The organism is Streptomyces sp. 3N207, assembly GCF_052246355.1.
Classification (GTDB): domain Bacteria; phylum Actinomycetota; class Actinomycetes; order Streptomycetales; family Streptomycetaceae; genus Streptomyces.
On record NZ_JBQQBV010000004.1, the window covers coordinates 308,652 to 329,735 of the forward strand.

The following is a 21,084-nucleotide window of genomic DNA, read 5'->3' on the forward strand; positions in this document are numbered from 1 at the left end:
GCCGACGGGAAGTCAGGTCTGTGGAGCCTGTGTAGGACCGATGGTTGGCACACCAACCCTGGCCGTTGATTCGGGTCGGCAACGGGCTGTGAAGCAGAAAGCTCAAGCTGTGAGGCTTGAATCCCCTTGCTGCAGCTGGGGGAGAGGTCAAAGCAGTCCCCTCTCCTTGAGCAGGGCGCGTAGGGACGTGGCCGACTCGGCCACGTCCCGCCCGTGGGTCTGGAGCCGCAGATCCGGGTCGGCCGGCTCCTCGTACGGGTCGTCGACACCCGTCAGTCCCGTCAGTTCGCCGGCGGCCTGCTTCGCGTAGAGGCCCTTCACGTCCCGCTGCGAGCACACCTCCACCGGCGTCGCCACGTGCACCTCCAGATAGGGGGTGCCCTCGGCCATATGACGCTTGCGCACCGCCTCGCGGCTGTCGGCGTACGGCGCGATGACCGGCACCAGCACGATCACACCGTGCGAGGCCAGCAGTTCGGAGACGAAGCCGATGCGCTGCACGTTGGTGTCCCGGTCGGCGCGGGAGAAGCCGAGGCCCGCGGAGAGGAACGTACGGATCTCGTCCCCGTCCAGCACCTGAGTGCGGTGGCCCTCGCCGCGCAGCTGCTCGGCGAGCGCCGTGGCGATCGTCGTCTTGCCCGCGCTCGGCAGGCCGGTCAGCCATACGGTGGCGCCGCGTGCCCCGCTCATCGGTCTCGCCCCTCTTGTCTGGTCGCTTCTCCGCCCGCGCAGCTGCGTGCGGCTTGTCGTTGTTGTCTGCGGCCCGTCAGCCGCGCGTGCGTCGCTCCCCTAGTCGTCTGTTTTGGTCGTTTCACTCCGGTTGTCACAGGTGCAGCCCACACTCGATCTTGCCGCTGCCGGCCCAGCGCCCGGCGCGTGCGTCCTCGCCCGCCAGCACGCGGCGGGTGCAGGGGGCGCAGCCGATGGAGGCATAGCCGTCGGACAGCAGCGGGTTGGTCAGTACGCCGTGCTCGGCGATGTAGTCCTCCACGTCCTGCTGCGTCCAGCGGGCAATGGGGGAGACCTTGACCTTCTGCCGCTTCTCGTCCCAGCCGACCACCGGGGTGTTCGCCCGGGTCGGGGACTCCTCGCGGCGCAGCCCGGTGGCCCAGGCGTCGTAGCCGCGCAGCCCCTCCTCCAGCGGCTGCACCTTGCGCAGCGCGCAGCACAGGTCCGGGTCGCGGTCGTGCAGCTTGGGGCCGAACTGGGCGTCCTGCTTGGCGACCGTCTGGCGGGGCGTGAGGGTGATGACCTCCACGTCCAGCACGGCCTCGACGGCGTCCCGGGTGCCGATGGTCTCCGGGAAGTGGTAGCCGGTGTCGAGGAAGACGACGCGCACGCCGGGGAAGACCCGGGAGGCCAGATGCGCGACCACGGCGTCCTCCATGGAGGAGGTGACACAGAACCGGTGCCCGAACGTCTCGGCGGCCCAGCGCAGTACGTCCAGCGCGTCGGCCTCCTCCAAGTCCCGGCCCGCCTGCTCGGCCAGCGGCCGCAGCTCTTCGGGAGAGCGCTGCTCCGTTATGTGTGCGGTGCTCATGAGGTGGGGTCCTCTCCGTCGGAGTGTGCCGACCGCAGCCCGGAGGCGAGCAGCCCGAGGAACTTCAGCCGGAACGCCCGGTTGCAGGCGAAGCACTCCCAGGCCCCGGGACCTTCTTCACTGGGGCGCAGATCCTCGTCCCCGCAGTACGGGCAGTAGAACGGCGCGGCCCTCTCACTCACCGTTCCTCCTTCGCTTCTCCGCCCGCGCGGCTGCGTGCGGCATTCGTTGTCGTCTGCGGTCCGGCAGCCGCGCGTGCTCCCCCAGCTACCGCTGGGCGGTGCCCCCAGCTCACTTGAGATCACTCTCGTCCGCGCGCGCCGCCCACTGGGCGAACCGTTCGCCGTCCTCGCGCTGGGCCTGGAAGGCGCGCAGCACACGTTCGATGTAGTCGGGAAGCTCTTCGGCGGTCACCTTCAGCCCGCGCACCTTGCGGCCGAAGCCGGGCTCCATGCCCAGCGAGCCGCCCAGATGCACCTGGTAGCCCTCGACCTGGTTGCCGGAGGCGTCGGTGACCAGCTGGCCCTTGAGGCCGATGTCCGCGACCTGGATGCGGGCGCAGGAGTTGGGGCAGCCGTTGAGGTTGATGGTGACGGGCTGGTCGAAGCCGGGGAGCCGCCGCTCCAGTTCGTCGATCAGCCAGGAGCCGCGGCCCTTGGTCTCCACGATGGCCAGCTTGCAGAACTCGATGCCCGTGCACGCCATCGTCCCGCGCCGGAAGACGGAGGGCCGGGTCGTCAGATCGAGCGCCTCCAGGCCCTCGGCCAGCGACTCCACCTGGTCCTGCTCGACGTCGAGCACGAGCATCTTCTGCTCGACGGTGGTGCGTACGCGCCCCGACCCGTGGGCCTCCGCCAGGTCGGCGATCTTGCTGAGCGTGGCACCGTCGACCCGGCCCACCCGCGGTGCGAAGCCCACGTAGTAGCGGCCGTCCTTCTGCTCGTGCACGCCGATGTGGTCGCGCCACTGCCGGGCCGGCTGGGCGGGGGCCGGGCCGTCGATCAGCTTGCGCAGCAGATACTCGTCCTCCAGCACCTGCCGGAACTTCTCCGGGCCCCAGTCGGCGACGAGGAACTTCAGCCGGGCGCGGTTGCGCAGCCGCCGGTAGCCGTAGTCGCGGAAGATGCCGGTGACGCCCTCGTGGACGTCGGCGACCTCCTCCAGCGGCACCCAGGCGCCCAGCCGCACACCCAGCTTGGGGTTGGTGGACAGCGCGCCGCCCACCCATACGTCGAAGCCGGGGCCGTGCTCGGGGTGCTCGACGCCGACGAACGCCACGTCGTTGATCTCGTGCGCGACGTCCAGCAGCGGGGAGCCGGAGACGGCCGTCTTGAACTTGCGGGGCAGGTTCGAGTAGGCGGGGTTGCCGACGACGCGGCGGTGGATCTCCTCGATGGCGGGGGTGCCGTCGATGATCTCGTCCGCCGCGATGCCCGCCACCGGTGAGCCGAGGATCACGCGCGGGGTGTCGCCGCAGGCTTCGGTGGTGGACAGCCCCACGCCCTCCAGCCGCCGCCAGATCTCCGGCATGTCCTCGATGCGGATCCAGTGGAACTGCACGTTCTGCCGGTCGGTGATGTCGGCCGTGCCGCGGGCGAACTCCTGGGAGATGTCCCCGATGACGCGCAGCTGCCCGGTGGTCAGCCGGCCGCCGTCGATACGGACGCGGAGCATGAAGTACTCGTCGTCCAGCTCCTCCGGCTCCAGCACGGCGGTCTTGCCGCCGCTGATGCCGGGCTTGCGCTGGGTGTACAGGCCCCACCAGCGCATCCGGCCGCGCAGATCGGCACCGTCGATGGACTCGAAGCCGCGATGGGCGTAGATCGTCTCAATGCGTGTCCGCACGTTGAGACCGTCGTCATCCTTCTTGGTCTGCTCGTTGCCGTTGAGCGGCGTGAAGTGACCAGCGGCCCACTGCCCTTCGCCGCGGTGGCGTCCCGCCTTGCGGCGGGCGGGGGCTGCGGGGCGCTCGGAGGTGTCGGCCATGGCGGGAGATCCTTCGGGCAGGGGGCGCGGGCACACGTGGGGCGAGTGCGGTCGGAACGCGCCGGGCGGATCCGGCCACGTGGAGCGGCAGGGTGCCCGTACGCAGGGGTTTCGGCGCCGGTTCCGGTGGCTCGCCCGCGACGGTGAGGGCGGTGGCCGCGGCTCGGCGGGGCTTGGTCGGCGTCGGAGGACGTCAGGAGGGGGGTGTCAGAACGGCGGTGCTGTGACTGTCAGCTCGCCGGACAGATGGCGCTGGACACGCGAACGAGGTCGACGTGACGTCGACTCACCAAGGCGATTCCAGCGCGAGACATGACGGAAGCGTCGCACGGGCGTCTGATGTCAGTCCACTGCCATCCATATTGCGGACAATTGTTGCTCGCATCGTGGGACGACTGGTGGGACGGCCCTCCGGGGAGTGAGCCAGGTCACTGCTTCCGGAGCACCTGCATATCGCTGGAGTCCGGGTCGCCCCGGAACTGGTACAGCTTCGGGCGGTCCACCGTGCCGAGCACCGACCACTCCTCGCTCGCCGAGCAGCCGTCGATGGAGATCCGGATCACTTGGTCGCGCGGGTCGGGGGCGCGCTCCAGGGACCAGGTGCCGCTGCCGCCGCAGACCTTGTCCTCCTCCTCGGCCGTATCCGCTTCCCCGGCCATCTCGTCGCCGCGGAGGGAGAGCCCCAGCGCCAGGGCGCGGCCGTCGGGGGTCAGTCTCAGCAGGCCGCCCGCGTCATCCGACCAGTTGCCGTAGAGGTTCCGGGCGTCCAGTCGCGGCGGGGAATAGGGGGTGACCAGCCCGATCGCGTACACCCCGTACCCCAGCGCGAGGGTGAGACCGAAGACCAGCGCTCCCGCCCCGAAGGTGCGGCCCAGTGCCCGCCAGGCGCTCATGGTGTGCACCCGGCGGCGCGCGGCCCGGCCCGCCAGCGCCGCGCTGCCGAGCAGACAGCCCCCGGTCAAGGCGGCCACCACAGCGCCCGTCGTCCCCGCAAGCAGCCCACCCAGGAGGCCGAACGGCACGGCCGCGATACCGGTCGCGATCAGCAGGACCCACGGCCAGGACTCGCGGCCCACCACCTCGGCGACGGCCAGCGACGGCAGGGCGAAGCACACCGTGATCAGCAGGCACACCAGGACGAACGGCGGCAGCGCGAAGACGAGCAGCGGGCTGAGATAGACGCCGCCCGGGTTCTCCATCGCGTACGCCACGTAGGAGTACACGGCCCACAGCTCCATGAACCCGCACATCAGCGCAGCCGTGCCGACCAGCACCGAGCGCCCGTAGCCGCGCTCCTTCGGCGTGCTCCCCCGCATGCTCACTTCGCAGGCTCCGTCTTCCCCGGCTCGGTCTTCTCAGGCTCCCGGCCAGGGGCCCGGCGGGGCGGCCTGCGGCCTCGGCTCGGTTTCCGTGCGGTAGACGCGGAAGCCGCGTCGCTCGTAGTTGGCGCGGGCGTACGCGCCGTCCAGGGAGCAGGTGTGCAGCCAGACGCGCTCGGTCGGTGGGAGGCCCTCCCACCTCTCGGCCAGGTCCCACGCGCGTGCGACCCCGTGCGAGAGCAGATGGCCGCCGATGCCGCGACCGCGGAAGGCGGGGAGCAGCCCGAAGTAGCTGATCTCCACGGAGCCGTCGGCGGACCCGCTCGCACCGTCGAGTTCGATGAACCCCGCAGGCGTGCCCCGCTCGTACGCCACCCACGTCTCGATGCCCGGACGTTCCAGGAAATGCCGCCACTGGTCGTACGTCCACGGCAGCCGGTCCACCCAGGTGTTGTCCGCGCCGACCGAGGCGTACAGGAAGCGGCTGAACTCCGGGCTGGGCACCTCGGCGCGCTCGACGCCGATCCCGGCGCTGTCCTCGGGCACCCGCGCGGGCACCAGGTCCGCGGCCGAGGTCTGCTCCAGGTACCAGGTGGTGACGTCGACGGTCGCACTCATGGGGACAGCCAACCACGCCCTCACCCAACAGCTGCCCGGACCCCCTCAGCGGAGCATCCGCAGCCCCCGGACCCGGTTGATCGCCGCGGCGGTCTCGAAGCGGCGGGGCACGGCGAAATCCTCGTCCCGAATGCTGAGAAGCGGGCCCGTGGCGCCGTCCGCCAGCAGCTCATCCAACTGATCCAGCGCTTCTGCCAACGTGCGCCGCCCGTCCAGCAGGCCGCGCCGCACCATCAGCTCCAGCGCCAGGCCGATGCCGGTGACCTGGCGCGGGTCGGCGATCTGCTCGACGGCGCGCAGGTCCACCTCGTGATCGCCGAAGGAGAGCACGTCCTCGCCCCGCGCCCGGATGCGGGGGCGCCCGCGCACCTCGGCGTCCAGCGACGAGGGGTCGGGCACCCGCGCCACCACGCCGGGGAACGACTCCGCCTCGGCGTGCCGCCCGGTGGGCACCGCCGCGATCTCGTGGGCCCGCGCGGTGACGTCGGAGGGCCGGTAGGCGTCCAGCATCACGACGCGGTCGGCAACCTCCAGATAGTCCCCGGAGCCGCCCATCACCAGCACCGTCGAGACGCCGTGATCACGGTGGAGCGAGCGGACGGTGTCCACCAGCGGCGTCAGCGGCTCGCGGTCCTTGGCGACCAGCGACTGCATCCGGGCGTCCCGGATCATCAGGTTCGTCGCCGCGGTGTCCTCGTCGATCAGCAGCACCCGCGCGCCCGCCTCCACGGCCTCGCACAGCGACGCGGCCTGCGAGGTGGATCCGGAGGCGTTCTGCGTCGAGAAGTCGGAGGTGTCGGAGCCGTCCGGCAGATGGTCGACGAACGCGTGCACGTCCACCCGCTCGACACGGCGGCCGTCCTCGGCCCGCAGCTTCACCGTCTCGCTGCGTGAGACGACCAACTCGCGCCCGTCGCCCGGCACATGGTCCCAGATGCCCGTCTCCAGCGCCCGCAGCAGCGTCGACTTGCCGTGGAAGCCGCCGCCGACCACCAGGTTCACGCCCTCCGGTACGCCCATGCCGGTCACCGCGCCCGCGTGCGGCAACTCGACCGTCACCCGCAGCTCCTCGGGCGAGACGAACGGCACCACGCCGCTGCCGGTGGCCGGCCGGTCGTCCACCCCGCTGCGGCGCGGCAGCACCGCCCCGTCGGCGACGAACCCCACCAGGCCGAGCCCGCCGAGCGCGTCCCGCAGCGCCACCGAGTCCTCGACCGTCTCCACGAACCGCCGGACGGCCGCCGCGTCCAACGATCCGTAGCACAGCGCCCGTTCGACCACGCGCGGCAGCACCTGGCACAGCAGCCGCTCGGCCTCCCGCCCGTCGATCCGCCGCCCGTGCCCCGGCAGCGCGGCACCCAGCCGCAGCGTCACCGAACCGTCCTCGCCGCTGACGGTGCACGAACTGCGCTCCAGCACCTCCTGGCCGCCCGCGTCCACCCGCAGCGCCTTCTCGCCCCGCACCGCGCTCGCGGCCTGCCGCGCCAGGTAGGAGGAGAGCGCGCGGCGCCGGGTCGCGGTCCGCCACAGCTCGGGCGGCAGCGCGGCGAGCCGTCCCGGCACATGGAGGGCGACCCGGGCCGGGGGCGCGTACGGGTCGGACTGGCCGCGCACCAGCTCCAGCAGCTCCCCGCCGGGCATCTCCCAGCGCCCGACCAGGCTCTTGTAGCGGCCGTACTGCGCGCCCTCCAGCGCCCGCAGTTCGGCCGCGAGTCCGGTGCGGGGAGCGCGCGACCGGTGCTCGTCGTACGCGGAGCGCCCGGGGTGCTCGCGCGGCGGACCGCCATGCCCGCGCGGCCGGTGCCCGCCGCGCGGTCCGCCGTAGCCGCCGCGTCCGTAGGGCCGCCCACCGCCGCGCCGCTGTCCGCCGGCTCCTGAGGACTGCTCCCGCACGCCGCTCGCCTGCCTTCCTGTTGTCGGTCGGGTGTTGCGCGGAAACCGACGATACGGTGCCGATCCGAGCGCCCCGAAACTCCGTCCCGGTTCGGCCGGCGCCGGTTCCGGCCGCTGTGGCGCGGTCCGGGGGAGGCCGCCGGCAGCGTCCCCAGAAGGGGTCAAATTCCAGCACACAGCGTCTTCTTGTGGAAAACGCCCATATTCTCTCTTTCCGTAGGTCCGTCGTCGTAAGCGGGCTTCCGCGGGCCCGCCGTCGCAGGCGAGCCGACCGCGCCCCGGCCGACCACCGGTGCGACCGCGAGAGTGCGACCGCGAGAGAGGGGGCGCCATGTCCGCGCTGCGCTGGGCCGCCGCCCTCGGTAACGCCGACTGGCATCTGGCAGCACCGCTGCTCGCAGCGCTCGCCACGGCCTGGCACACGGATATCGGCACCGTCACCGCCGGGCTCGCCGCCTACTCCCTCGGCCAAGGGCTCGCGCTGCCCGTGTGGGGATGGCTGGCCGACCGATACGGACCGGGCCGCAGCCTGCGCACCGGACTGCTGGTCGCCGCAGCCGCGTCCGTCGGCTCGGCGCTGTGCCCCGGCCCCGCGTGGTGGATCGCGCTGCGCACCGCCGCCGGTGCGGGCTTCGCCACCGTCACCCCCTCGGTCTCCCTCTACTACGAGTCGCTGAACCCGGCGCAGGCCAGACAGCGCGCGTTCGCCACCCTCACCACCGTGACGGCGGCGAGCGCGATCGCCTCGCCCGTCCTCGCCGACACGGTGCTGCGCTGCGGCTCCTGGCGGCCCGCGTTCGCCGTCATCGCCGTACTGACCGCGGTCACCGTCTGCCGGATCCGTGCGGCCACCCGCCCCCGGCCCGTCCCCGCGGAGCAGGCCCGGACGTACGGGAAGCGCCCGCACGCGGCGGGGGAGCGGTGCTCCTCCGCGTACGGCACCGTGCTCGGCCTCGGCGCCGCCGAAGGTGCGGTGATGCTGGGGCTGCCGGCCCTCCTCGCCCCAGCGCTGGCCACCGCGGGCGGGCAGGCGTCGACCTCGGCCGTGCTGGTCGCCTACGCCGTCGGCGTGCTGGGCAGCACGCTGGTACTGCGGCGGCACGCACGTGTGTGGGGTCCGATGAGGCTGCTGGCCACCGGGGGTTCGACAGGTGTGGCGGGCGCGCTCCTCGCCGCGCTGGTGCCCGGTACGGCCGTACTGATGCTGTCCGCCGTACTCCTGGGCACGGCCTGGAGCTACCTCCACACCACCTTGCAGACCTGGCTCCCCCGGCTGCTGCCGGCTCCCGCCCGGGCCCGCGCCGCGTCGCTGTTCTCGGCCTCCGCCATACTGGCCAGCTCCGCGACGGTCGCGCTGACCACCTCCCTGCTGCAGGAGGGCCGGCACGCGACGGTCTTCGCCACCGGCGGCGTTCTGTGCGCCGCGCTCACCGGCTGGACGCTGTTCGTGGCCCGCCGCTGGAGCTGACACTCGGCGGGTGCACTCAGCCCGGGTCGCCGCCGTCCGGCACCGGAGCCCCCGACGGCATGCCTGCGGCGACATACGCGTCGTAGCGGGCCTGCCAGTCGGCGGCCGTCCCGTCGTGCGGGCCGGAAGGGGCGCCGCCGGACAGGAGTTCGGCCAGCTCGTCCAGGCACACGTCCCAGCCGGCCGCGTTGCGGGCGGCGGCCTCGCGGTCCTCCAGCACGTCGGTGAGGGCGAGCACGCACCCTTCGCCGCGCCGCCCGAGCTCGAAGAGGAGCTCGTCGTCGCCCCAGGTGTAGCTCAGTCGGCGAGGCGGGTCGTACTCCAGCACCGTGCCGGAGGCGTCCTCCGCGTACGGATCACCGGCGAAGTCCACACTTCCGCCCACCATCGGCTCCAGATGCACCGTCGGCGACGGGAACCACGCCGCCAACCGGCTCGGTTCCGTCAGTGCCCGCCACACCTCTTCCACGCTCACCGCGAACGGGCGCTCCAGCCGTACGGCGGGCAGCCCGTCCCGCTCCACGAAGATTCCCAGCTCCACGCTCATCCCACGTCACACCCTTCGCCGCCGGGCCGCCCCGGGTACCCCTGGACGACCGTCCTGCCGAGTCTCCCGCCGGGCCCCGGCCCCCGCCGCCGGGGCGGGTCCGTACGGGGGAGCCGTCTCTTCCCGATCGCCCCATGCCGGGCCGGACCGCGGGCTAGGCTCCCGGCATGTCCGCCACCTGGGAACCCGACACACCGGGAGTGCTGCGCCTGCCGTCCGGCCGGCTCGTCCGTGGCAGAGGACTGCGCCATCCCCTGCCGTCCGGCCCCGAGCCGCAGTTCGGCCTCTATCTGCTGGGCCGTCGGCCGTCCCCGGTCGGCTGGGAGTCCCGCTGGCTGCGCTGGCCCGACTTCCGGCTCCCCAGCGACCGTGCCGAGGCCCGCGAGGCCCTCCACCAGGTGTGGGAACGTGCCCTGACCGCGCGCGTGGAGGTCGCCTGCGGCGGCGGCCAGGGCCGTACGGGCACGGCCCTCGCCTGTCTGGCGGTCCTCGACGGAGTCCCGCCCGAAGAGGCCGTCACCTACGTCCGCACCCACTACTCGCGCCGCGCGGTCGAAACCCCCTGGCAACGCCGCTACGTATTGCGCTTCCGCAAGGTGTAGGGGCTGCGCCCCGTCAGGGGCGCGGGGAACTGCGCGACCAGCCACATCTCACCCGCAGCCCGCGGGATCGAGCAACGGGCACCCCCTAACCGGCAAAAAGGAGGGACCGCCGGACACGGCTAGGGCGACGTGTCGCCCTCACCCGCACGCCGGGCATCATCAACGCGTGCCGTCAACCCCGCATGGTGCGCCCCCGGCCAATACAGGCGCCCACAAACGGTGCAGCGGGTGAACGTGTCGTACGTGCGCCGCGTGCCGGGCGGCAACTGGTCGGCGATCTCTTCCTTGGCGACGGCCCTCAGCGTCCCGTTGCACGCCGGGCAGCGCGTCCAGGGGGCCAGCGGCGGATCGAACCGGGCCAGCACATCCGTGATCTGGTCGTCGGGGCGGCTGCCTCGTACATAGGCGCCCAGCCACAGGGTCCGCCTGCGCAGCAGGCCACGGTCCTGGGTCAGCAGCACGCGCCGCTCCTCGTTGGCCTGCTCCACCAGCTCCGGGTCGTGCGCGTCGTTGCGGTAGGCGGTGTCCACACCGAGCAGCCGCAGCCGCCGGGCCAGCGCCCCCAGGTGGACATCGAGCACGAACCGGGGCGGCGAGGGCGCGTCCGGCGGCAGCGGCTGCGGACGGGGCACCGGGCTCAGCGCGATACGGGCACCGTCCGGCGGGCGGTAGGAGTCGGGGACAGCCGTGCCGTCGGCCCGCAGCCCGGCCACTTCCGTCAGCGGCACGCCCAGCGACTGCACCACGTGCCCGAGCGAGGACGTCCCGTCGTACGGGCAGGAAACACCCTCCGGCTGCCCGGCCTGGCGGCGTAGCCGGGCGGGCAGGAAGAGGCGCAGCTCGTCGGGTACCTGGACGTGGAGCCGGAGCCGGTCGTCCGCTGCCGCGCCGGGCTCCGGCCCTGTCACCGGTCCTGGCCCGGCGACATGGCGGTGCCGCGTACCTGGAACGTGGAGTGCCCCCGCGGCTCCTGCTCGATCACCTGTACGTCGTCGACGACCGCTGCCGGAGGCCCTTCGTGGGCCCACTCCACCAGTGCGTCGACGGCTTCCGGCTCCCCCTCGAAGACCGCCTCCACGCTGCCGTCGGGCAGGTTGCGCACCCACCCCTGCACGCCGTACCCGGCGGCTGCCTGGCGGCAGGTGTCCCGGAAGAACACCCCCTGCACCTGCCCCGTCACGATCACGCGCTTGGACGTCGCAGCCATCAGTTCACCTCAGCGGTCCGGTGGTTGGCCCTTCCATGGTCGCGCGAACGCAGTGGCGCGGCACCCGCGGTCCGCAGAGCCGCCCGCTCGGGTCAACGGCTGCGCTGCCGTGCCCGGCGGGCCGGCGCCGGGGTGGGCGCGGGGCTGCTCAGGTGGCCGGTGGCCAGATGGTCGAGGAGCCGCAGGAACGTCTCCCGGTCGCCCTCCGGCAGCGCACCGAGCGCCCGCTCGTGCACCTCGTCCACGATCCGCTGGCTGCGCTCGGCCATCCGCGCCCCCTCCTCCGTGACCGCGATGATCCGCGCCCGGCGGTCGGTACTGGAGGGGCGGCGCTCGGCGAGCCCGGCCTTCTCCAGGGCGTCGACGGTGACCACCATCGTGGTCTTGTCCATGTCGCCGATCCCGGCGAGCTCGCTCTGGGTGCACTCCCGCTCCAGCGCGTGAACGAGCACGCAGTGCATACGTGCCGTCAGCCCGATCTCGGCGAGTGCCGCCGCCATCTGGGTGCGCAGCACATGGCTGGTGTGGTCCAGCAGGTAGGAGAGGTCCGGCTGGGTGCGGGTCGGCGGCGTCATGGCGGTCATGGCGTCCAGCTTACCGGGGAACTGGTTCCGAAAGGTATCGTCTTCGAAAGGATCGTCTGCAACAAAACTATCTGCTACGGTCTCGCTATCGCACCACCTCCCATCCACAGGGCGACAAGAGAGGCCCACCATGTCCGTGTTCTCCGCCCGACGTCCGCGCGGCCTCGCCCTCGGGGTCATCGCCGCCGGGACGCTGATGATCATCCTCGACGGCTCCATCGTCACCGTGGCGATGCCGGCCATCCAGCGCGACCTGAACTTCAGCTCCTCGCAGCTGAGTTGGATCGTCAACGCCTACCTCATCGCCTTCGGAAGCCTGCTGCTGCTCGCCGGCCGGCTCGGTGACCTGCTCGGCCGCAAAAAGATGTTCCTGGCCGGGACCGGGGTCTTCACCGCGGCCTCGCTGCTGGCCGGGTTCGCCGGCACTCCGGCGGTCCTGCTCGCCGCCCGTTTCCTGCAGGGCGTCGGCAGCGCCATGGCGGCGGCCGTGGGCCTCGGCATTCTCGTCACGCTGTACCCCGGACGGCGGGAAAGAGCCCGCGCCATAGCCGTGTTCAGCTTCACCGGCGCCGCCGGTGCCTCCATCGGCCAGGTCCTCGGCGGTGTCCTCACCGACCTGCTGACCTGGCACTGGATCTTCTTCATCAACCTGCCCATCGGCGCCGCCGTCATCGCCCTCGCCCTGCCGGCGCTCCCGTCCGACAGCGGCATGGGGCTGCGTGCCGGAGCAGACGCCTGGGGAGCACTGCTGATCACCGTCGGCCTCATGGCGGGTATCTACGGCGTGATCAACACCACGGCGTACGGGTGGAGTTCACCGCACACCCTCCTCCCCACGCTCCTCGGCGTGGCACTCGTCGCCGGATTCTTCGTCCGCCAGTCCCGGGCCCGCACCCCGCTGATGCCACTGCGGATTCTGCGCTCCCGTACGGTGGCCGTGGCGAACGTCGTGCAGATGCTGATGGTCGCAGCGCTGTACTCGTTCCAGGTGCTGGTCGCCCTCTACCTCCAGGAAGTGCTGGGCTACGGCGCCGCGAGGACCGGCATCGCGATGCTGCCGGCCGCCCTCGTCATCGGCCTGGTCTCGCTCGGCGTCTCAGCGCGGCTGATCGCGCGGTACGGGGAACGCACCGTGCTGCTGACGGGCCTCGTGCTCCTGATCGGTGTGCTGGGCCTGCTCACCCGGCTGCCCGAGCGCGCGCACTACACCACCGACCTGCTGCCCGTGATGCTGCTCGCGGCAGGCTTCGGACTCGCGCTGCCGGCCCTCACCGCGCTCGGCATGTCCGGCGCGGACGAACGTGACGCCGGGCTGGCATCCGGGCTGTTCAACACCACCCAACAGATCGGTATGGCCCTCGGCGTGGCCACGCTCTCCACCCTGGCAGCCGCCCGCGCCCACGCACTGACCGCCTCCGGCAGCCCCCGCGCCTCGGCCCTGACCGGGGGATACCACGTGGCCTTCGCGGCCGGGACCGGGCTGCTCATCGTGGCACTCGTCGTCGCGGCCGTGGCACTCCGGAAGCCCGGCCGACGCACGGCAGCGGCGGCAACGGCATCCTCGACCCCCGCACGGCAGCCCGTGGGCTGACCCACCCCGTTCCGTACCCCCTCGTGAAAGGAATCCCCATGCCCGGACCGGGTCCGCGCCCGCTCACCGAAACCGAACTCCACCGTCTTCTCGCCGAGCAGCAGTTCGGTGTGCTGGCCAGCGTCCGCAAGAGCGGTCACCCGCATCTGACCACGGTGCTGTACCGGTGGGACGCGAGCGAACGCACCCTGCGGATCTCCACGACCCGCGACCGCCTCAAGCCCCGCCACTTCCGCGCCGACCCGCACGCCGCCCTGCATGTGAGCCCGGACGTGTGGACCTTCGCGGTCGCCGAGGGCGAGGCGGAGGTCTCCGAGCCCACAGCCGTCCCCGGCGACGCGGTCGGCCGGGAACTCGCCGCCATGGCCGGTGGATTCACCTCTGCAGAGGACGAGGAAGCGTTCCTGGCCGAGGCGGTCAGGGAACAGCGTGTCGTCATCCGCCTCCACGTCTCACGGCTGTACGGCACGGCCCTCGACGTCGAAGAGGCCGGCTGACCGCGCAGGGCCCCTCCGGCGTGCGGCTCAGGAGGGGCCCAGCAGGTCGGCGAGGGTGCCACGGCTGCGCTGCAGAGCGTCGATCCGCTCGTCCATGGCCGCCAGCTCGCCGTTGAGGATGTCGCGCAGCTCCGCGCACCAGTGGATGACTGGCTGCTCACCCCGGACGCACGGCAGCACCGTACGGATCACCTCCGTCGACAGCCCGGCCCGCAGCAGGGCACGGATCTGCCGCACGGTGACCACCGCTTCCTCGCCGTAGTCGCGATACCCGTTCGGCCCGCGCCCGGCGATCAGCACCCCCTGTGCCTCGTAGTAGCGCAGCATCCGGGAACTGACCCCGGTGCGCTGGGACAACTCCCCGATCAGCATGTGTCCTGCCCTGTTCCGTCGACGTCGTTGACCTTCGCACTTGACCTTCGCATCGGTGTCAAGCCTTAACGTCCTCCGCATGAGCGCACATTCCACGACCGCCCTGGACAGGCGGCCCCGGACGACCCCGTACGCCGTGCAGCGAGACGGCCGTACGGCCACCACCGAAGAACTGGCCCCGCTCGCTTTCGCGGGCTACGCACACTTCACCGCCATGCAGGTGCGGGACGGCCGGGTGCGGGGGCTCGACCTGCACCTGGAGCGACTGCGGTCCGCCTCGCTGGAGCTGTTCGGCCGGGCGCTGCCCGACGACCGGGTGCGGTCGTATCTGCGGACGGCGCTGGAGAGCGGCCCGCCCGACGTGTCACTGACGGCCGTCGTGTACTCCTCGGCCGGTGAGTTCACCGCCGACGCGGCCGACGCGGAGCTCTCCGTCCTGGTGCGGACGGGACCCGCGGCGTCCGGCCCGGCGGGGCCGCTGGAGCTGGGAACGGTCGAGTACGAACGTCCCCTCCCGACGGTGAAACACGTCGGCGAAGTGGCCAAGACCTACTTCCTGCGGCAGGCGCAGGAGCAGGGCTTCGACGACGCCGCCTTCGTCGACCGGCGGGGCCGGCTCAGCGAGGGAACCATCTGGAACTTCGCCTTCTGGGACGGCGAAGCCGTGGTGTGGCCCCGGGCCGAAATGCTGGGCGGGACCATGATGGCCATGGTCCGCCGCGGGCTGGACCGCCTCGGCGTCCCCCAGCACGACCGCGAGATCACCCTCGCCGACCTGCCCGCACTCGCCGGGGCCGTGGTCCTCAACTCCTGGACACCGGGTATCCCGGTGCACCGCATCGGCGCGGTGCCGCTGCCTGCGGCGCCGTCCTTCCTGGATGTGCTGCACCGGGCACATGAGGCGGAGCCGCCCGTCTCTCCCTGAGAGGGGGCGAGTCTTCCTGAGAGGGGGCGGGTTCCCTGACAGGGCGGCGAACCAGGAACCGACAGTCCTCGGCTGCACGTCTCCACGGCCCACGGCAGTTCACCGGGGGATCGGGAAGTCACCATGTGGGTAAGGCGGGTCCAGCTGATCGGCGCAGGCGTCGCTCTCGTCATGCTGCTGGCGGGAGGATGGTTCAAATTGGGGGAACGGCCCGGTGAAGAGGGACGGTCGAAACTGGGTGATGGCAGCACCCGGATCACCCTCGACGACGGCCGCCGCGTCTCACTCCGCTACGGAGAAAAGGGCCTGGTCGAACGCCACCAGAAGGCCAAGGGCGGCTCCTGGTCCGAACCCCGGCTGCTCTACCGCACCAAGGAGAACGACTGCCAGTCCGTCACGCTCGCCACCCACCGGGGCACCGTAGCCGCCATCGCCGACTACGGTTACGGCTGCCCGGCCGGAAGTCCTCCGGACTACTCGATCGCCGCCGTTGCCACGGCTGACGATCTCGGCGACTGGGACGTCGAGGTCACCGAGCACTTCGACGGCTGGGAGCATGTGCGCTTCTCGTTCACCGGCAACCACGTCCGGTTCGAATACCCCACGCTGGAGGGCACCGCCACCCTCGACTGGTGGCCCTTGTGGGGCTTCACCGACCCGGACCTGTAGCGGGTCGGCGGCGCCCCCGACGCCATAGCCGGAACCCTCACTCAGGGCGCGCGGCGCTGAACCGGTCGCGGGGCAGGCGATGGACGACGCTGGAACGCAGCGGGCCGGGGGGCACAGTGGGGTCCTCGAAGTCGTCGGCGGGGTCGTGGGTCATGCCCAGGCGGCGCATCACCGCCTGGGAGCGAAGGTTGCTGGCCGTGGTGATCGCCACGATCTCCGTAAGGTCCAGCGAGTCGAAGCCGAACTCCAGCGCCGCCCGCGCCGCTTCGGTCGCATAACCGTGCCCCCAGGCGGAGCGGGCCAGCCGCCAGCCCGCCTCCACCCCCTCGACCGGCAACTCGTCCTCCACCGGGTCAAGACCGGCGAACCCGACGAACTCCCCGGTGCCCCGCACCTCGACCGCCCACCACCCCCAGCCGCGCCGCTCCAGCTCCCCCTGGAACCGGGCCACGGACGCGTCGCTCTCCTCCCGGCTGAGCACACCGGGAAAGTGCTCCCGCACCTCCGGGTCGGCGTTCATCTCGGCCCAGGGGGCGAGATCGCTCTCCCGCCATCCGCGGAGCAACAGGCGTTCCGTTCGCAGCTGAGTCGTCACAGCCGCGAAGCTAACGGCCCACGAAGTGGGACGCGACTGAATAAGGCGCCCCGGCCGGTCAGCCGCTCAGCCGCTCCCGCAGCTCTTCCACGTCGGCCAGGAACCAGGTCTGCCGCCCGCGGTTGCACTCCCGTACGAAGTCACGGAGCGCCGAACTGCTATTCAGGTGCCGGGAGATGTCACCGACGACCGCGAGGCCCACCCGGTATTGGACGAACTTCTGGATGATGTCTCCCGCGAGGCGGGTGCCCAGCCGGAAGAACTCCTCGTCGAGCTGGGAGGCCGGGATCACCGCCCACTCGGCACCCTGGTACGAGGTGTTGCCAATGACGTCGAGGGCATCGCGCTCACTGCCGATGGTCTCGCCCTCGGTGTCCCATATGAGGACCGGTACGTCGTTGATCGTCTCCAGGCTGCTGCTCATGGTCGCCCAGGCTAGAGCGCTTCACGGGGGAGGGCGAAGGGATTCCGACGGGCGCCTCAGCTCGTCGTTCGAGGTTGCCCTTCGTGACTCGCGTATGGATGGTGATCGCAACGGGCCGCGTGCGGCCACTGGGTGAACGCACCGTCCGCCCGCTCCACCAGCAGTCGTCTGCCGTGCGTGAGCACTCCGCTCGGCTCCGGGCCGGTCAGGCTCGCGGCCGTATAGGCGGCGCTCAGGCTGGCCAGGTCGTGCACGATGCCGATGCTGAACAGGGACTGGGTCTCGGCTATGGCCTCGTGGTCGCCCGCCCGGATCACGACACGCAGCTCGGGTGCGACGGCCCGTGCCGCCACGGCCACCGCGATGTTGTCCAGGTCGTCGGAGGCGACGGCGGCCATGGCCTGGGCCTTGGGGAGCCCGAGCTTACGCAGTACGAACCGGTCCCTGGCGTCGGCGACGACGACGGGCACCCCGAGCGCCTTCGCCAGCCGGAGATTGGGCGCCGCCGGGTCCCGCTCCACTGCGATCACGCCGAGGCCGAGCCCCTGCAGGTGTGTGCACAGCCGCAGCCCGACCTGTCCGAGTCCGACCACCACCACATGGCCCGCCCTGGGCAGTGCCCGCGGGCCCACCATGCCGATCGAGCGCGGAGCCAGCAGCCGGTCCACCATTCCGGCGGTGAAGACGGCGGTGAACACGATGCTGGTCAGCATGGCGATGCTGGCGAACACCACATAGCCCGTCGAGCCGTGCGCGGTCGCGGGCCCGACGGTCGCCAGCGTCCGCGCCGCCTCGAAGAGGGCCTCCACCGGGGGCCGGTGGTTCAGGGTCACGGACCAGCACCAGTCCGCCAGCAGCACCGCGAACAGACCGGCGAGCCCGGCCAGCATGATCCGCGAACTGCCGTCGTGCGGTCGCAGCTGGCCCCTGATCTTGCCCGCCAAGGCCCGGTACCTCAGGGCGCGCGGCGGCCGGTACGGTTCGAGCCGTACTCCGTCCGCCTCCCAGCGGGCGCCGACGTGCCCCGAGGACGACCGGCTGAGCGCCAGCAGGCCGGGCTGGAGGCAGGCGGCCAGCAGGACCGGAGCGGCGACATCGGCCGGGGAGGTGACCCGGCAGTTCGGCACTGTGCGTTCGAGTTGATCCGCGACCGTCCGGTCGAAGACCGTCACCACCAGGTGCACACCCGGACGGATGTGCTCCACCGCGAGTGCGTAGCGCAGGGACTCGGCATCGTCGTCGAAGAGCACCGCGACCCCGGTGACCTGCCGGACCAGGGCACGGCGCAACGCCTCATCCGTCGGGTACGCCATGTGGCACACGGCCGTCCCCGCCGCCTGCAGCTGACCGCAGACCCTGCGCGCCGCGTCGTCCCCGATCACGACGAAGTCCTGCTGCTCGGTCCCGTCGCCGGTACTGGTGCCGGAATGTTCAGACAGCGAAGGCGCAGTCATCTGAACGGTACGGGTCGCAGTCGAGGCAACGGAGGGTCCGGCAGCCGCTGCACCGGATGAGCAACTGGCCGCAGTGGCACGCGGGGGTGCTTGTGTCGGTGGATTCCCGGTCCGTCGCCGGTCGGTGGCGGACATTGATCGGCGTCGGCTCGGGGCGCCTGCTGACGGCGCTCATGAGAACTGCTCCAATCGGAATGCGAGAAATGTCGAGTGGCATGGGAGCGCTGTGCTCCGCATGCGGTAACCCGGTCCGGACAATCGGCTGAGCAGCCATGGAGCGGAATGTGGAACAGGGCCGCCCGGCTCACCTCGCGGCTCCGGACGCCGCCTCTGATTCTCAGGGGTTGCCGGCGGGCGCATGAGCGCAAGCAGCGCGGACAGACAGCTCATAGCTGGGGGTCACCCTGCGTGAAACCCCGCGCACACCGAAAGTAGAACGGCTGCCTCCCCCGCACTACGTACAGATGTCACACCTCTTACGCCCCCGGTTGGACAGATGCTCAAACACCGCCGCGGGACCAGCGCCGACGCGGCCCCCACGAGCATGAGCAGTACCCAGCAGAAGCCTGATCGGCGCCGCCGGTACGGGCACGCCTCTTGACGGGGAGGGAGACGAAGCGGAGCCCGGCGCCCGACACGGCGGGGTGTGTCACCGGCTGGGCCGTCATCCTCGTCGGGAGCGGACTGGGTGGTACCTGAGGAATCGAGGGAAGAAGCAGCGCCGCCACAGAGCAAGCTTTCCGCCTGCGACCGCCTCAGGTGGTGATCTCCGCGTACATCGCCCTGAGCTCGCGGGTTGCGGCCTGAAGATCGCGTAGGTCGGGGTAGGTGAGGGCGTCCTCCCAGAAGATGTACACCTGGTCCGATCGAGTCCAGGCCAGAAGGTCGATGATCTGCGTGAACGTCGACGGAGCGAACGCCGGGATCAGGTCCTCGTCATCCTCCGCCAGGTCGTCTGTACGCAGCTTCCGCCCCGCCGACAAGCGCAGCCATGCCGCCGCCGCGTAGGCCGACTGGGATATCACATGCAAGTCCGGGTCCTGGTCCTCGGAATAGACCAGCCCCATCGCGGTCAGGTGCTCATGGATCGCATCGGCGTCCACCGGCTCCCCAGCCGCGGCCCTGTGCAGCCCTTGCACCGCTTCCGGGTTCGACAGCACAGGCTCATCGCTGAACTCCATGTCCTCACGCTCAACCTGGCCGAGCAAGGGAGCAAGCAGGCGGTAGAGACAACTGACTTGCTCATCTGGACCGAGGCTCCCGCCGAACACATCGAGAGCCTGCAGCAATTCGGAGTACTCCGTATCAGTTTCCGTCACGCGCACATGCTTAGCGCATGGCACCGACAGCCCTGCGGGTCAGTCCCCGAACCGCCCGTCGTGGACGGCCACGATGAAGTGCGCCCACCCGGATGCCGGGAAGGTGAGTACCGGGCCTGTGGGGGCGGTTTTGGTGTCGCGGACCGGGACCATGCCGCCGGTGGCGTCGGCGGCGACCTCTACGCACTCGCCGCCGTCACCGTTGCAGTAGCTGCTCTTGCGCCAGCGCGCGGTGCTGACGTCGGGCCGGCTGTCGATCATCCCGGGCTCCTCTGGCCATTTGGTGTCAGGCGTTCAGGTTTCCGTTGTGGAGTGCGCTGATGAAGCGGGTCCACTGGTGCGCGGGGAAAGTGAGTACCGGGCCTGTGGGGGCGGTTTTGGTGTCGCGGACCGGGACCATGCCGCCGGTGGCGTCGGCGGCGACCTCCACGCAGTTGCCGCCGCTGCCGTTGCTGTAGCTGCTCTTACGCCAGCGCGCGGTGCTGAGGTCAGTGTGGCTGCCTGCCATCTCGGTGCTCCTCTGCCACTTCCCGGATCATGGCCAAGGACGCCTCTGGTGGCGAGGCGGCGGCCCTGAGGAGATCGTACGACGTGCGGTATTGCTGCACGAGAGCTGGATCGTCGAGGGTCTCGCCACTGTGCAGCGACTCCGTGTAGACCAGGGGAGGCGCGTCCGCGAAAGTCATGAGCATCGCCGTGCCGAGCATGAAGGGGTGCGCTCCTGCGTTCCACGGAAGCACCTGCAAAACGATGCGTCGGCGCAGAGCCAGCTCCGCCAGGCGGTCGAGTTGGTGCGCCATCTCTTCGCCGGGCAGGACCTGTTGCCGCAGTACGAACTCGTGCAGGATCGCCCAGTACATGGGTTTCCCATGGTCCGTGTCGAGCAGTTGCGCGCGTGCGCTGCGTCCCTTCACCTTGATCTCTACCTGTTCAGCGTCTTCCAGTGGGTGTGTCGCTTCTACGACCGCGCGTGCGTACGCCTCCGTCTGAAGCAGCCCCGGAAAGACCGTCGGTGCCCATTCCTCAATGGTCAGCGCCTGCTTTTCGGCTTCCAGAACCTTCGCGAAGTAGGCGGCGTGCCCCCTCAACCGCGCTTTGCGCACATCCTCGCACCGCCGACTGAAGAACCCATCCGTCCCCAGCACTTGATCCACGTGCTCCGCGAGATCCGGCGGCATCCGCCGCTCCCCGCGTTCGATCTCGCTCAGGTGGCTGTAGCCGTAGAAGCTGCCCTCCACCAACTGGGGTTGGGTCAGCCCGGCTTGCTCGCGCTGCCAGCGGAGCTCCTTCCCGTAGAAGGTGGGGACGCCTGCTGATCCGTCGATGTCCTTGGGTCCTGGCACGGTTCACCGCCGAGAGATTGATGGCTGTTTTCGTTCGGGTGGGGCCATTCCCGGAGGGTCCGCAATTGGTCGTAGCTGATGGGCAGTTCGCTTGCGGGAGCCCGATGAGCTGCAACGTTACCCGCGCTCGG

General features: G+C 71.2%; 26 protein-coding genes. 6 read left to right on the plus strand and 20 right to left on the minus strand.

Features of this window, described 5'->3' with window-relative positions; translation table 11 throughout:
* Positions 1-147: 147 nt before the first annotated feature.
* From cysC to ACTWP9_RS09110, 8 genes are all read right to left on the minus strand, one after another.
* On the minus strand, positions 148-690 hold the full coding sequence (gene cysC, locus ACTWP9_RS09075) for an adenylyl-sulfate kinase (RefSeq protein ID WP_443245483.1): 543 nt from the start codon (positions 688-690) through the stop codon (positions 148-150).
* 133 nt (positions 691-823) lie between these two features.
* Positions 824-1,540, minus strand: coding sequence for a phosphoadenylyl-sulfate reductase (locus ACTWP9_RS09080; protein ID WP_443245484.1), 717 nt, complete (start codon positions 1,538-1,540; stop codon positions 824-826).
* Positions 1,537-1,722, minus strand: coding sequence for a hypothetical protein (locus ACTWP9_RS09085; RefSeq protein WP_443245485.1), 186 nt, complete (start codon positions 1,720-1,722; stop codon positions 1,537-1,539). Before ACTWP9_RS09085 ends, ACTWP9_RS09080 begins: the two co-directional genes overlap by 4 nt.
* A 109-nt stretch (positions 1,723-1,831) precedes the next feature.
* Positions 1,832-3,526, minus strand: a complete 1,695-nt coding sequence (locus ACTWP9_RS09090) for a nitrite/sulfite reductase (RefSeq protein ID WP_443245486.1) — start codon at positions 3,524-3,526, stop codon at positions 1,832-1,834.
* Between the two features lie 230 nt (positions 3,527-3,756).
* On the minus strand, positions 3,757-3,840 hold the full coding sequence (locus ACTWP9_RS09095) for a putative leader peptide (RefSeq protein ID WP_344569275.1): 84 nt from the start codon (positions 3,838-3,840) through the stop codon (positions 3,757-3,759).
* 114 nt (positions 3,841-3,954) lie between these two features.
* Complete coding sequence (locus tag ACTWP9_RS09100) at positions 3,955-4,848, minus strand: hypothetical protein (protein ID WP_443245487.1); 894 nt, start codon at positions 4,846-4,848, stop codon at positions 3,955-3,957.
* Between the two features lie 33 nt (positions 4,849-4,881).
* Positions 4,882-5,463, minus strand: coding sequence for a GNAT family N-acetyltransferase (locus tag ACTWP9_RS09105; protein WP_443245488.1), 582 nt, complete (start codon positions 5,461-5,463; stop codon positions 4,882-4,884).
* 45 nt (positions 5,464-5,508) lie between these two features.
* Positions 5,509-7,356, minus strand: coding sequence for an ABC-ATPase domain-containing protein (locus tag ACTWP9_RS09110; RefSeq protein WP_443245489.1), 1,848 nt, complete (start codon positions 7,354-7,356; stop codon positions 5,509-5,511).
* 331 nt (positions 7,357-7,687) lie between these two features.
* Here ACTWP9_RS09110 and ACTWP9_RS09115 point away from each other — a divergent pair, with 331 nt between their 5' ends.
* A complete protein-coding gene (locus ACTWP9_RS09115) occupies positions 7,688-8,824 on the plus strand; it encodes an MFS transporter (protein ID WP_443245490.1) in 1,137 nt (378 codons plus the stop codon).
* Between the two features lie 16 nt (positions 8,825-8,840).
* Here ACTWP9_RS09115 and ACTWP9_RS09120 read toward each other — a convergent pair whose 3' ends face one another.
* A complete protein-coding gene (locus tag ACTWP9_RS09120) occupies positions 8,841-9,371 on the minus strand; it encodes an SRPBCC family protein (RefSeq protein WP_443245491.1) in 531 nt (176 codons plus the stop codon).
* Between the two features lie 167 nt (positions 9,372-9,538).
* Here ACTWP9_RS09120 and ACTWP9_RS09125 point away from each other — a divergent pair, with 167 nt between their 5' ends.
* Positions 9,539-9,973: a protein-tyrosine phosphatase family protein gene (locus ACTWP9_RS09125; RefSeq protein WP_443245492.1), complete on the plus strand. Its 435-nt coding sequence runs from the start codon at positions 9,539-9,541 to the stop codon at positions 9,971-9,973.
* A 119-nt stretch (positions 9,974-10,092) separates the two neighbouring features.
* Here ACTWP9_RS09125 and ACTWP9_RS09130 read toward each other — a convergent pair whose 3' ends face one another.
* The 3 genes from ACTWP9_RS09130 to ACTWP9_RS09140 form a co-directional block, all read right to left on the minus strand.
* Complete coding sequence (locus ACTWP9_RS09130; protein ID WP_443245493.1) at positions 10,093-10,881, minus strand: Mut7-C RNAse domain-containing protein; 789 nt, start codon at positions 10,879-10,881, stop codon at positions 10,093-10,095.
* Complete coding sequence (locus ACTWP9_RS09135) at positions 10,878-11,180, minus strand: acylphosphatase (protein WP_443245494.1); 303 nt, start codon at positions 11,178-11,180, stop codon at positions 10,878-10,880. The genes ACTWP9_RS09130 and ACTWP9_RS09135 overlap by 4 nt, the downstream gene beginning before the upstream one ends.
* Positions 11,181-11,272: 92 nt before the next feature.
* On the minus strand, positions 11,273-11,764 hold the full coding sequence (locus ACTWP9_RS09140; RefSeq protein ID WP_443245495.1) for a MarR family winged helix-turn-helix transcriptional regulator: 492 nt from the start codon (positions 11,762-11,764) through the stop codon (positions 11,273-11,275).
* A 130-nt stretch (positions 11,765-11,894) separates the two neighbouring features.
* Here ACTWP9_RS09140 and ACTWP9_RS09145 point away from each other — a divergent pair, with 130 nt between their 5' ends.
* Together ACTWP9_RS09145 and ACTWP9_RS09150 are read left to right on the plus strand one after the other, a co-directional pair.
* Positions 11,895-13,355 (plus strand): MFS transporter, encoded by a 1,461-nt coding sequence (locus ACTWP9_RS09145; RefSeq protein ID WP_443245496.1) that lies wholly within the window; start codon positions 11,895-11,897, stop codon positions 13,353-13,355.
* Positions 13,356-13,393: 38 nt separating this feature from the next.
* On the plus strand, positions 13,394-13,852 hold the full coding sequence (locus ACTWP9_RS09150) for a TIGR03618 family F420-dependent PPOX class oxidoreductase (RefSeq protein ID WP_443245497.1): 459 nt from the start codon (positions 13,394-13,396) through the stop codon (positions 13,850-13,852).
* Between the two features lie 27 nt (positions 13,853-13,879).
* Here ACTWP9_RS09150 and ACTWP9_RS09155 read toward each other — a convergent pair whose 3' ends face one another.
* Entirely contained in the window at positions 13,880-14,224 is a 345-nt protein-coding gene (locus ACTWP9_RS09155; protein ID WP_443245498.1) for a MerR family transcriptional regulator, read from the minus strand.
* 79 nt (positions 14,225-14,303) lie between these two features.
* Between ACTWP9_RS09155 and ACTWP9_RS09160 the strand changes: the two genes are divergently transcribed.
* Positions 14,304-15,149, plus strand: a complete 846-nt coding sequence (locus ACTWP9_RS09160; protein ID WP_443245499.1) for an aminotransferase class IV family protein — start codon at positions 14,304-14,306, stop codon at positions 15,147-15,149.
* 123 nt (positions 15,150-15,272) lie between these two features.
* Entirely contained in the window at positions 15,273-15,818 is a 546-nt protein-coding gene (locus tag ACTWP9_RS09165) for a hypothetical protein (RefSeq protein ID WP_443245500.1), read from the plus strand.
* 37 nt (positions 15,819-15,855) lie between these two features.
* Here the strand turns inward: ACTWP9_RS09165 and ACTWP9_RS09170 are convergent, their stop codons facing one another.
* The 7 genes from ACTWP9_RS09170 to ACTWP9_RS09200 all read right to left on the minus strand — a co-directional run bounded on the left by ACTWP9_RS09170 (position 15,856) and on the right by ACTWP9_RS09200 (position 20,953).
* Entirely contained in the window at positions 15,856-16,413 is a 558-nt protein-coding gene (locus tag ACTWP9_RS09170) for a GNAT family N-acetyltransferase (RefSeq protein WP_443245501.1), read from the minus strand.
* Positions 16,414-16,471: 58 nt separating this feature from the next.
* The gene (locus tag ACTWP9_RS09175) at positions 16,472-16,837 is read right to left on the minus strand and encodes a DUF4180 domain-containing protein (RefSeq protein WP_443245502.1); all 366 of its coding nucleotides are present in this window, start codon (positions 16,835-16,837) and stop codon (positions 16,472-16,474) included.
* 56 nt (positions 16,838-16,893) lie between these two features.
* On the minus strand, positions 16,894-18,291 hold the full coding sequence (locus tag ACTWP9_RS09180) for an NAD-binding protein (protein ID WP_443245503.1): 1,398 nt from the start codon (positions 18,289-18,291) through the stop codon (positions 16,894-16,896).
* Positions 18,292-19,046: 755 nt separating this feature from the next.
* Positions 19,047-19,610, minus strand: a complete 564-nt coding sequence (locus ACTWP9_RS09185; protein ID WP_443245504.1) for a hypothetical protein — start codon at positions 19,608-19,610, stop codon at positions 19,047-19,049.
* Between the two features lie 39 nt (positions 19,611-19,649).
* Positions 19,650-19,871, minus strand: coding sequence for a DUF397 domain-containing protein (locus ACTWP9_RS09190; RefSeq protein WP_443245505.1), 222 nt, complete (start codon positions 19,869-19,871; stop codon positions 19,650-19,652).
* 25 nt (positions 19,872-19,896) lie between these two features.
* Positions 19,897-20,118: a DUF397 domain-containing protein gene (locus ACTWP9_RS09195; protein ID WP_443245506.1), complete on the minus strand. Its 222-nt coding sequence runs from the start codon at positions 20,116-20,118 to the stop codon at positions 19,897-19,899.
* On the minus strand, positions 20,099-20,953 hold the full coding sequence (locus tag ACTWP9_RS09200) for a helix-turn-helix domain-containing protein (protein WP_443245507.1): 855 nt from the start codon (positions 20,951-20,953) through the stop codon (positions 20,099-20,101). The genes ACTWP9_RS09195 and ACTWP9_RS09200 overlap by 20 nt, the downstream gene beginning before the upstream one ends.
* Positions 20,954-21,084: the final 131 nt, after the last annotated feature.

Bases quoted from the DNA above. Each gene is read 5' to 3' on its own strand.
- ACTWP9_RS09080 (WP_443245484.1), bottom strand. From the start codon at position 1,540: ATGAGCACCGCACACATAACGGAGCAGCGCTCTCCCGAAGAGCTGCGG.
- ACTWP9_RS09145 (WP_443245496.1), top strand. From the start codon at position 11,895: ATGTCCGTGTTCTCCGCCCGACGTCCGCGCGGCCTCGCCCTCGGGGTC.
- ACTWP9_RS09175 (WP_443245502.1), bottom strand. From the start codon at position 16,837: ATGAGCAGCAGCCTGGAGACGATCAACGACGTACCGGTCCTCATATGG.
- ACTWP9_RS09120 (WP_443245491.1), bottom strand. From the start codon at position 9,371: ATGAGCGTGGAGCTGGGAATCTTCGTGGAGCGGGACGGGCTGCCCGCC.
- ACTWP9_RS09180 (WP_443245503.1), bottom strand. From the start codon at position 18,291: ATGACTGCGCCTTCGCTGTCTGAACATTCCGGCACCAGTACCGGCGAC.
- ACTWP9_RS09155 (WP_443245498.1), bottom strand. From the start codon at position 14,224: ATGCTGATCGGGGAGTTGTCCCAGCGCACCGGGGTCAGTTCCCGGATG.
- ACTWP9_RS09140 (WP_443245495.1), bottom strand. From the start codon at position 11,764: ATGACCGCCATGACGCCGCCGACCCGCACCCAGCCGGACCTCTCCTAC.
- cysC (WP_443245483.1), bottom strand. From the start codon at position 690: ATGAGCGGGGCACGCGGCGCCACCGTATGGCTGACCGGCCTGCCGAGC.
- ACTWP9_RS09195 (WP_443245506.1), bottom strand. From the start codon at position 20,118: ATGGCAGGCAGCCACACTGACCTCAGCACCGCGCGCTGGCGTAAGAGC.
- ACTWP9_RS09150 (WP_443245497.1), top strand. From the start codon at position 13,394: ATGCCCGGACCGGGTCCGCGCCCGCTCACCGAAACCGAACTCCACCGT.
- ACTWP9_RS09095 (WP_344569275.1), bottom strand. From the start codon at position 3,840: ATGTCTCGCGCTGGAATCGCCTTGGTGAGTCGACGTCACGTCGACCTC.
- ACTWP9_RS09115 (WP_443245490.1), top strand. From the start codon at position 7,688: ATGTCCGCGCTGCGCTGGGCCGCCGCCCTCGGTAACGCCGACTGGCAT.
- ACTWP9_RS09090 (WP_443245486.1), bottom strand. From the start codon at position 3,526: ATGGCCGACACCTCCGAGCGCCCCGCAGCCCCCGCCCGCCGCAAGGCG.
- ACTWP9_RS09165 (WP_443245500.1), top strand. From the start codon at position 15,273: ATGTGGGTAAGGCGGGTCCAGCTGATCGGCGCAGGCGTCGCTCTCGTC.
- ACTWP9_RS09105 (WP_443245488.1), bottom strand. From the start codon at position 5,463: ATGAGTGCGACCGTCGACGTCACCACCTGGTACCTGGAGCAGACCTCG.
- ACTWP9_RS09160 (WP_443245499.1), top strand. From the start codon at position 14,304: ATGAGCGCACATTCCACGACCGCCCTGGACAGGCGGCCCCGGACGACC.
- ACTWP9_RS09190 (WP_443245505.1), bottom strand. From the start codon at position 19,871: ATGATCGACAGCCGGCCCGACGTCAGCACCGCGCGCTGGCGCAAGAGC.
- ACTWP9_RS09135 (WP_443245494.1), bottom strand. From the start codon at position 11,180: ATGGCTGCGACGTCCAAGCGCGTGATCGTGACGGGGCAGGTGCAGGGG.
- ACTWP9_RS09125 (WP_443245492.1), top strand. From the start codon at position 9,539: ATGTCCGCCACCTGGGAACCCGACACACCGGGAGTGCTGCGCCTGCCG.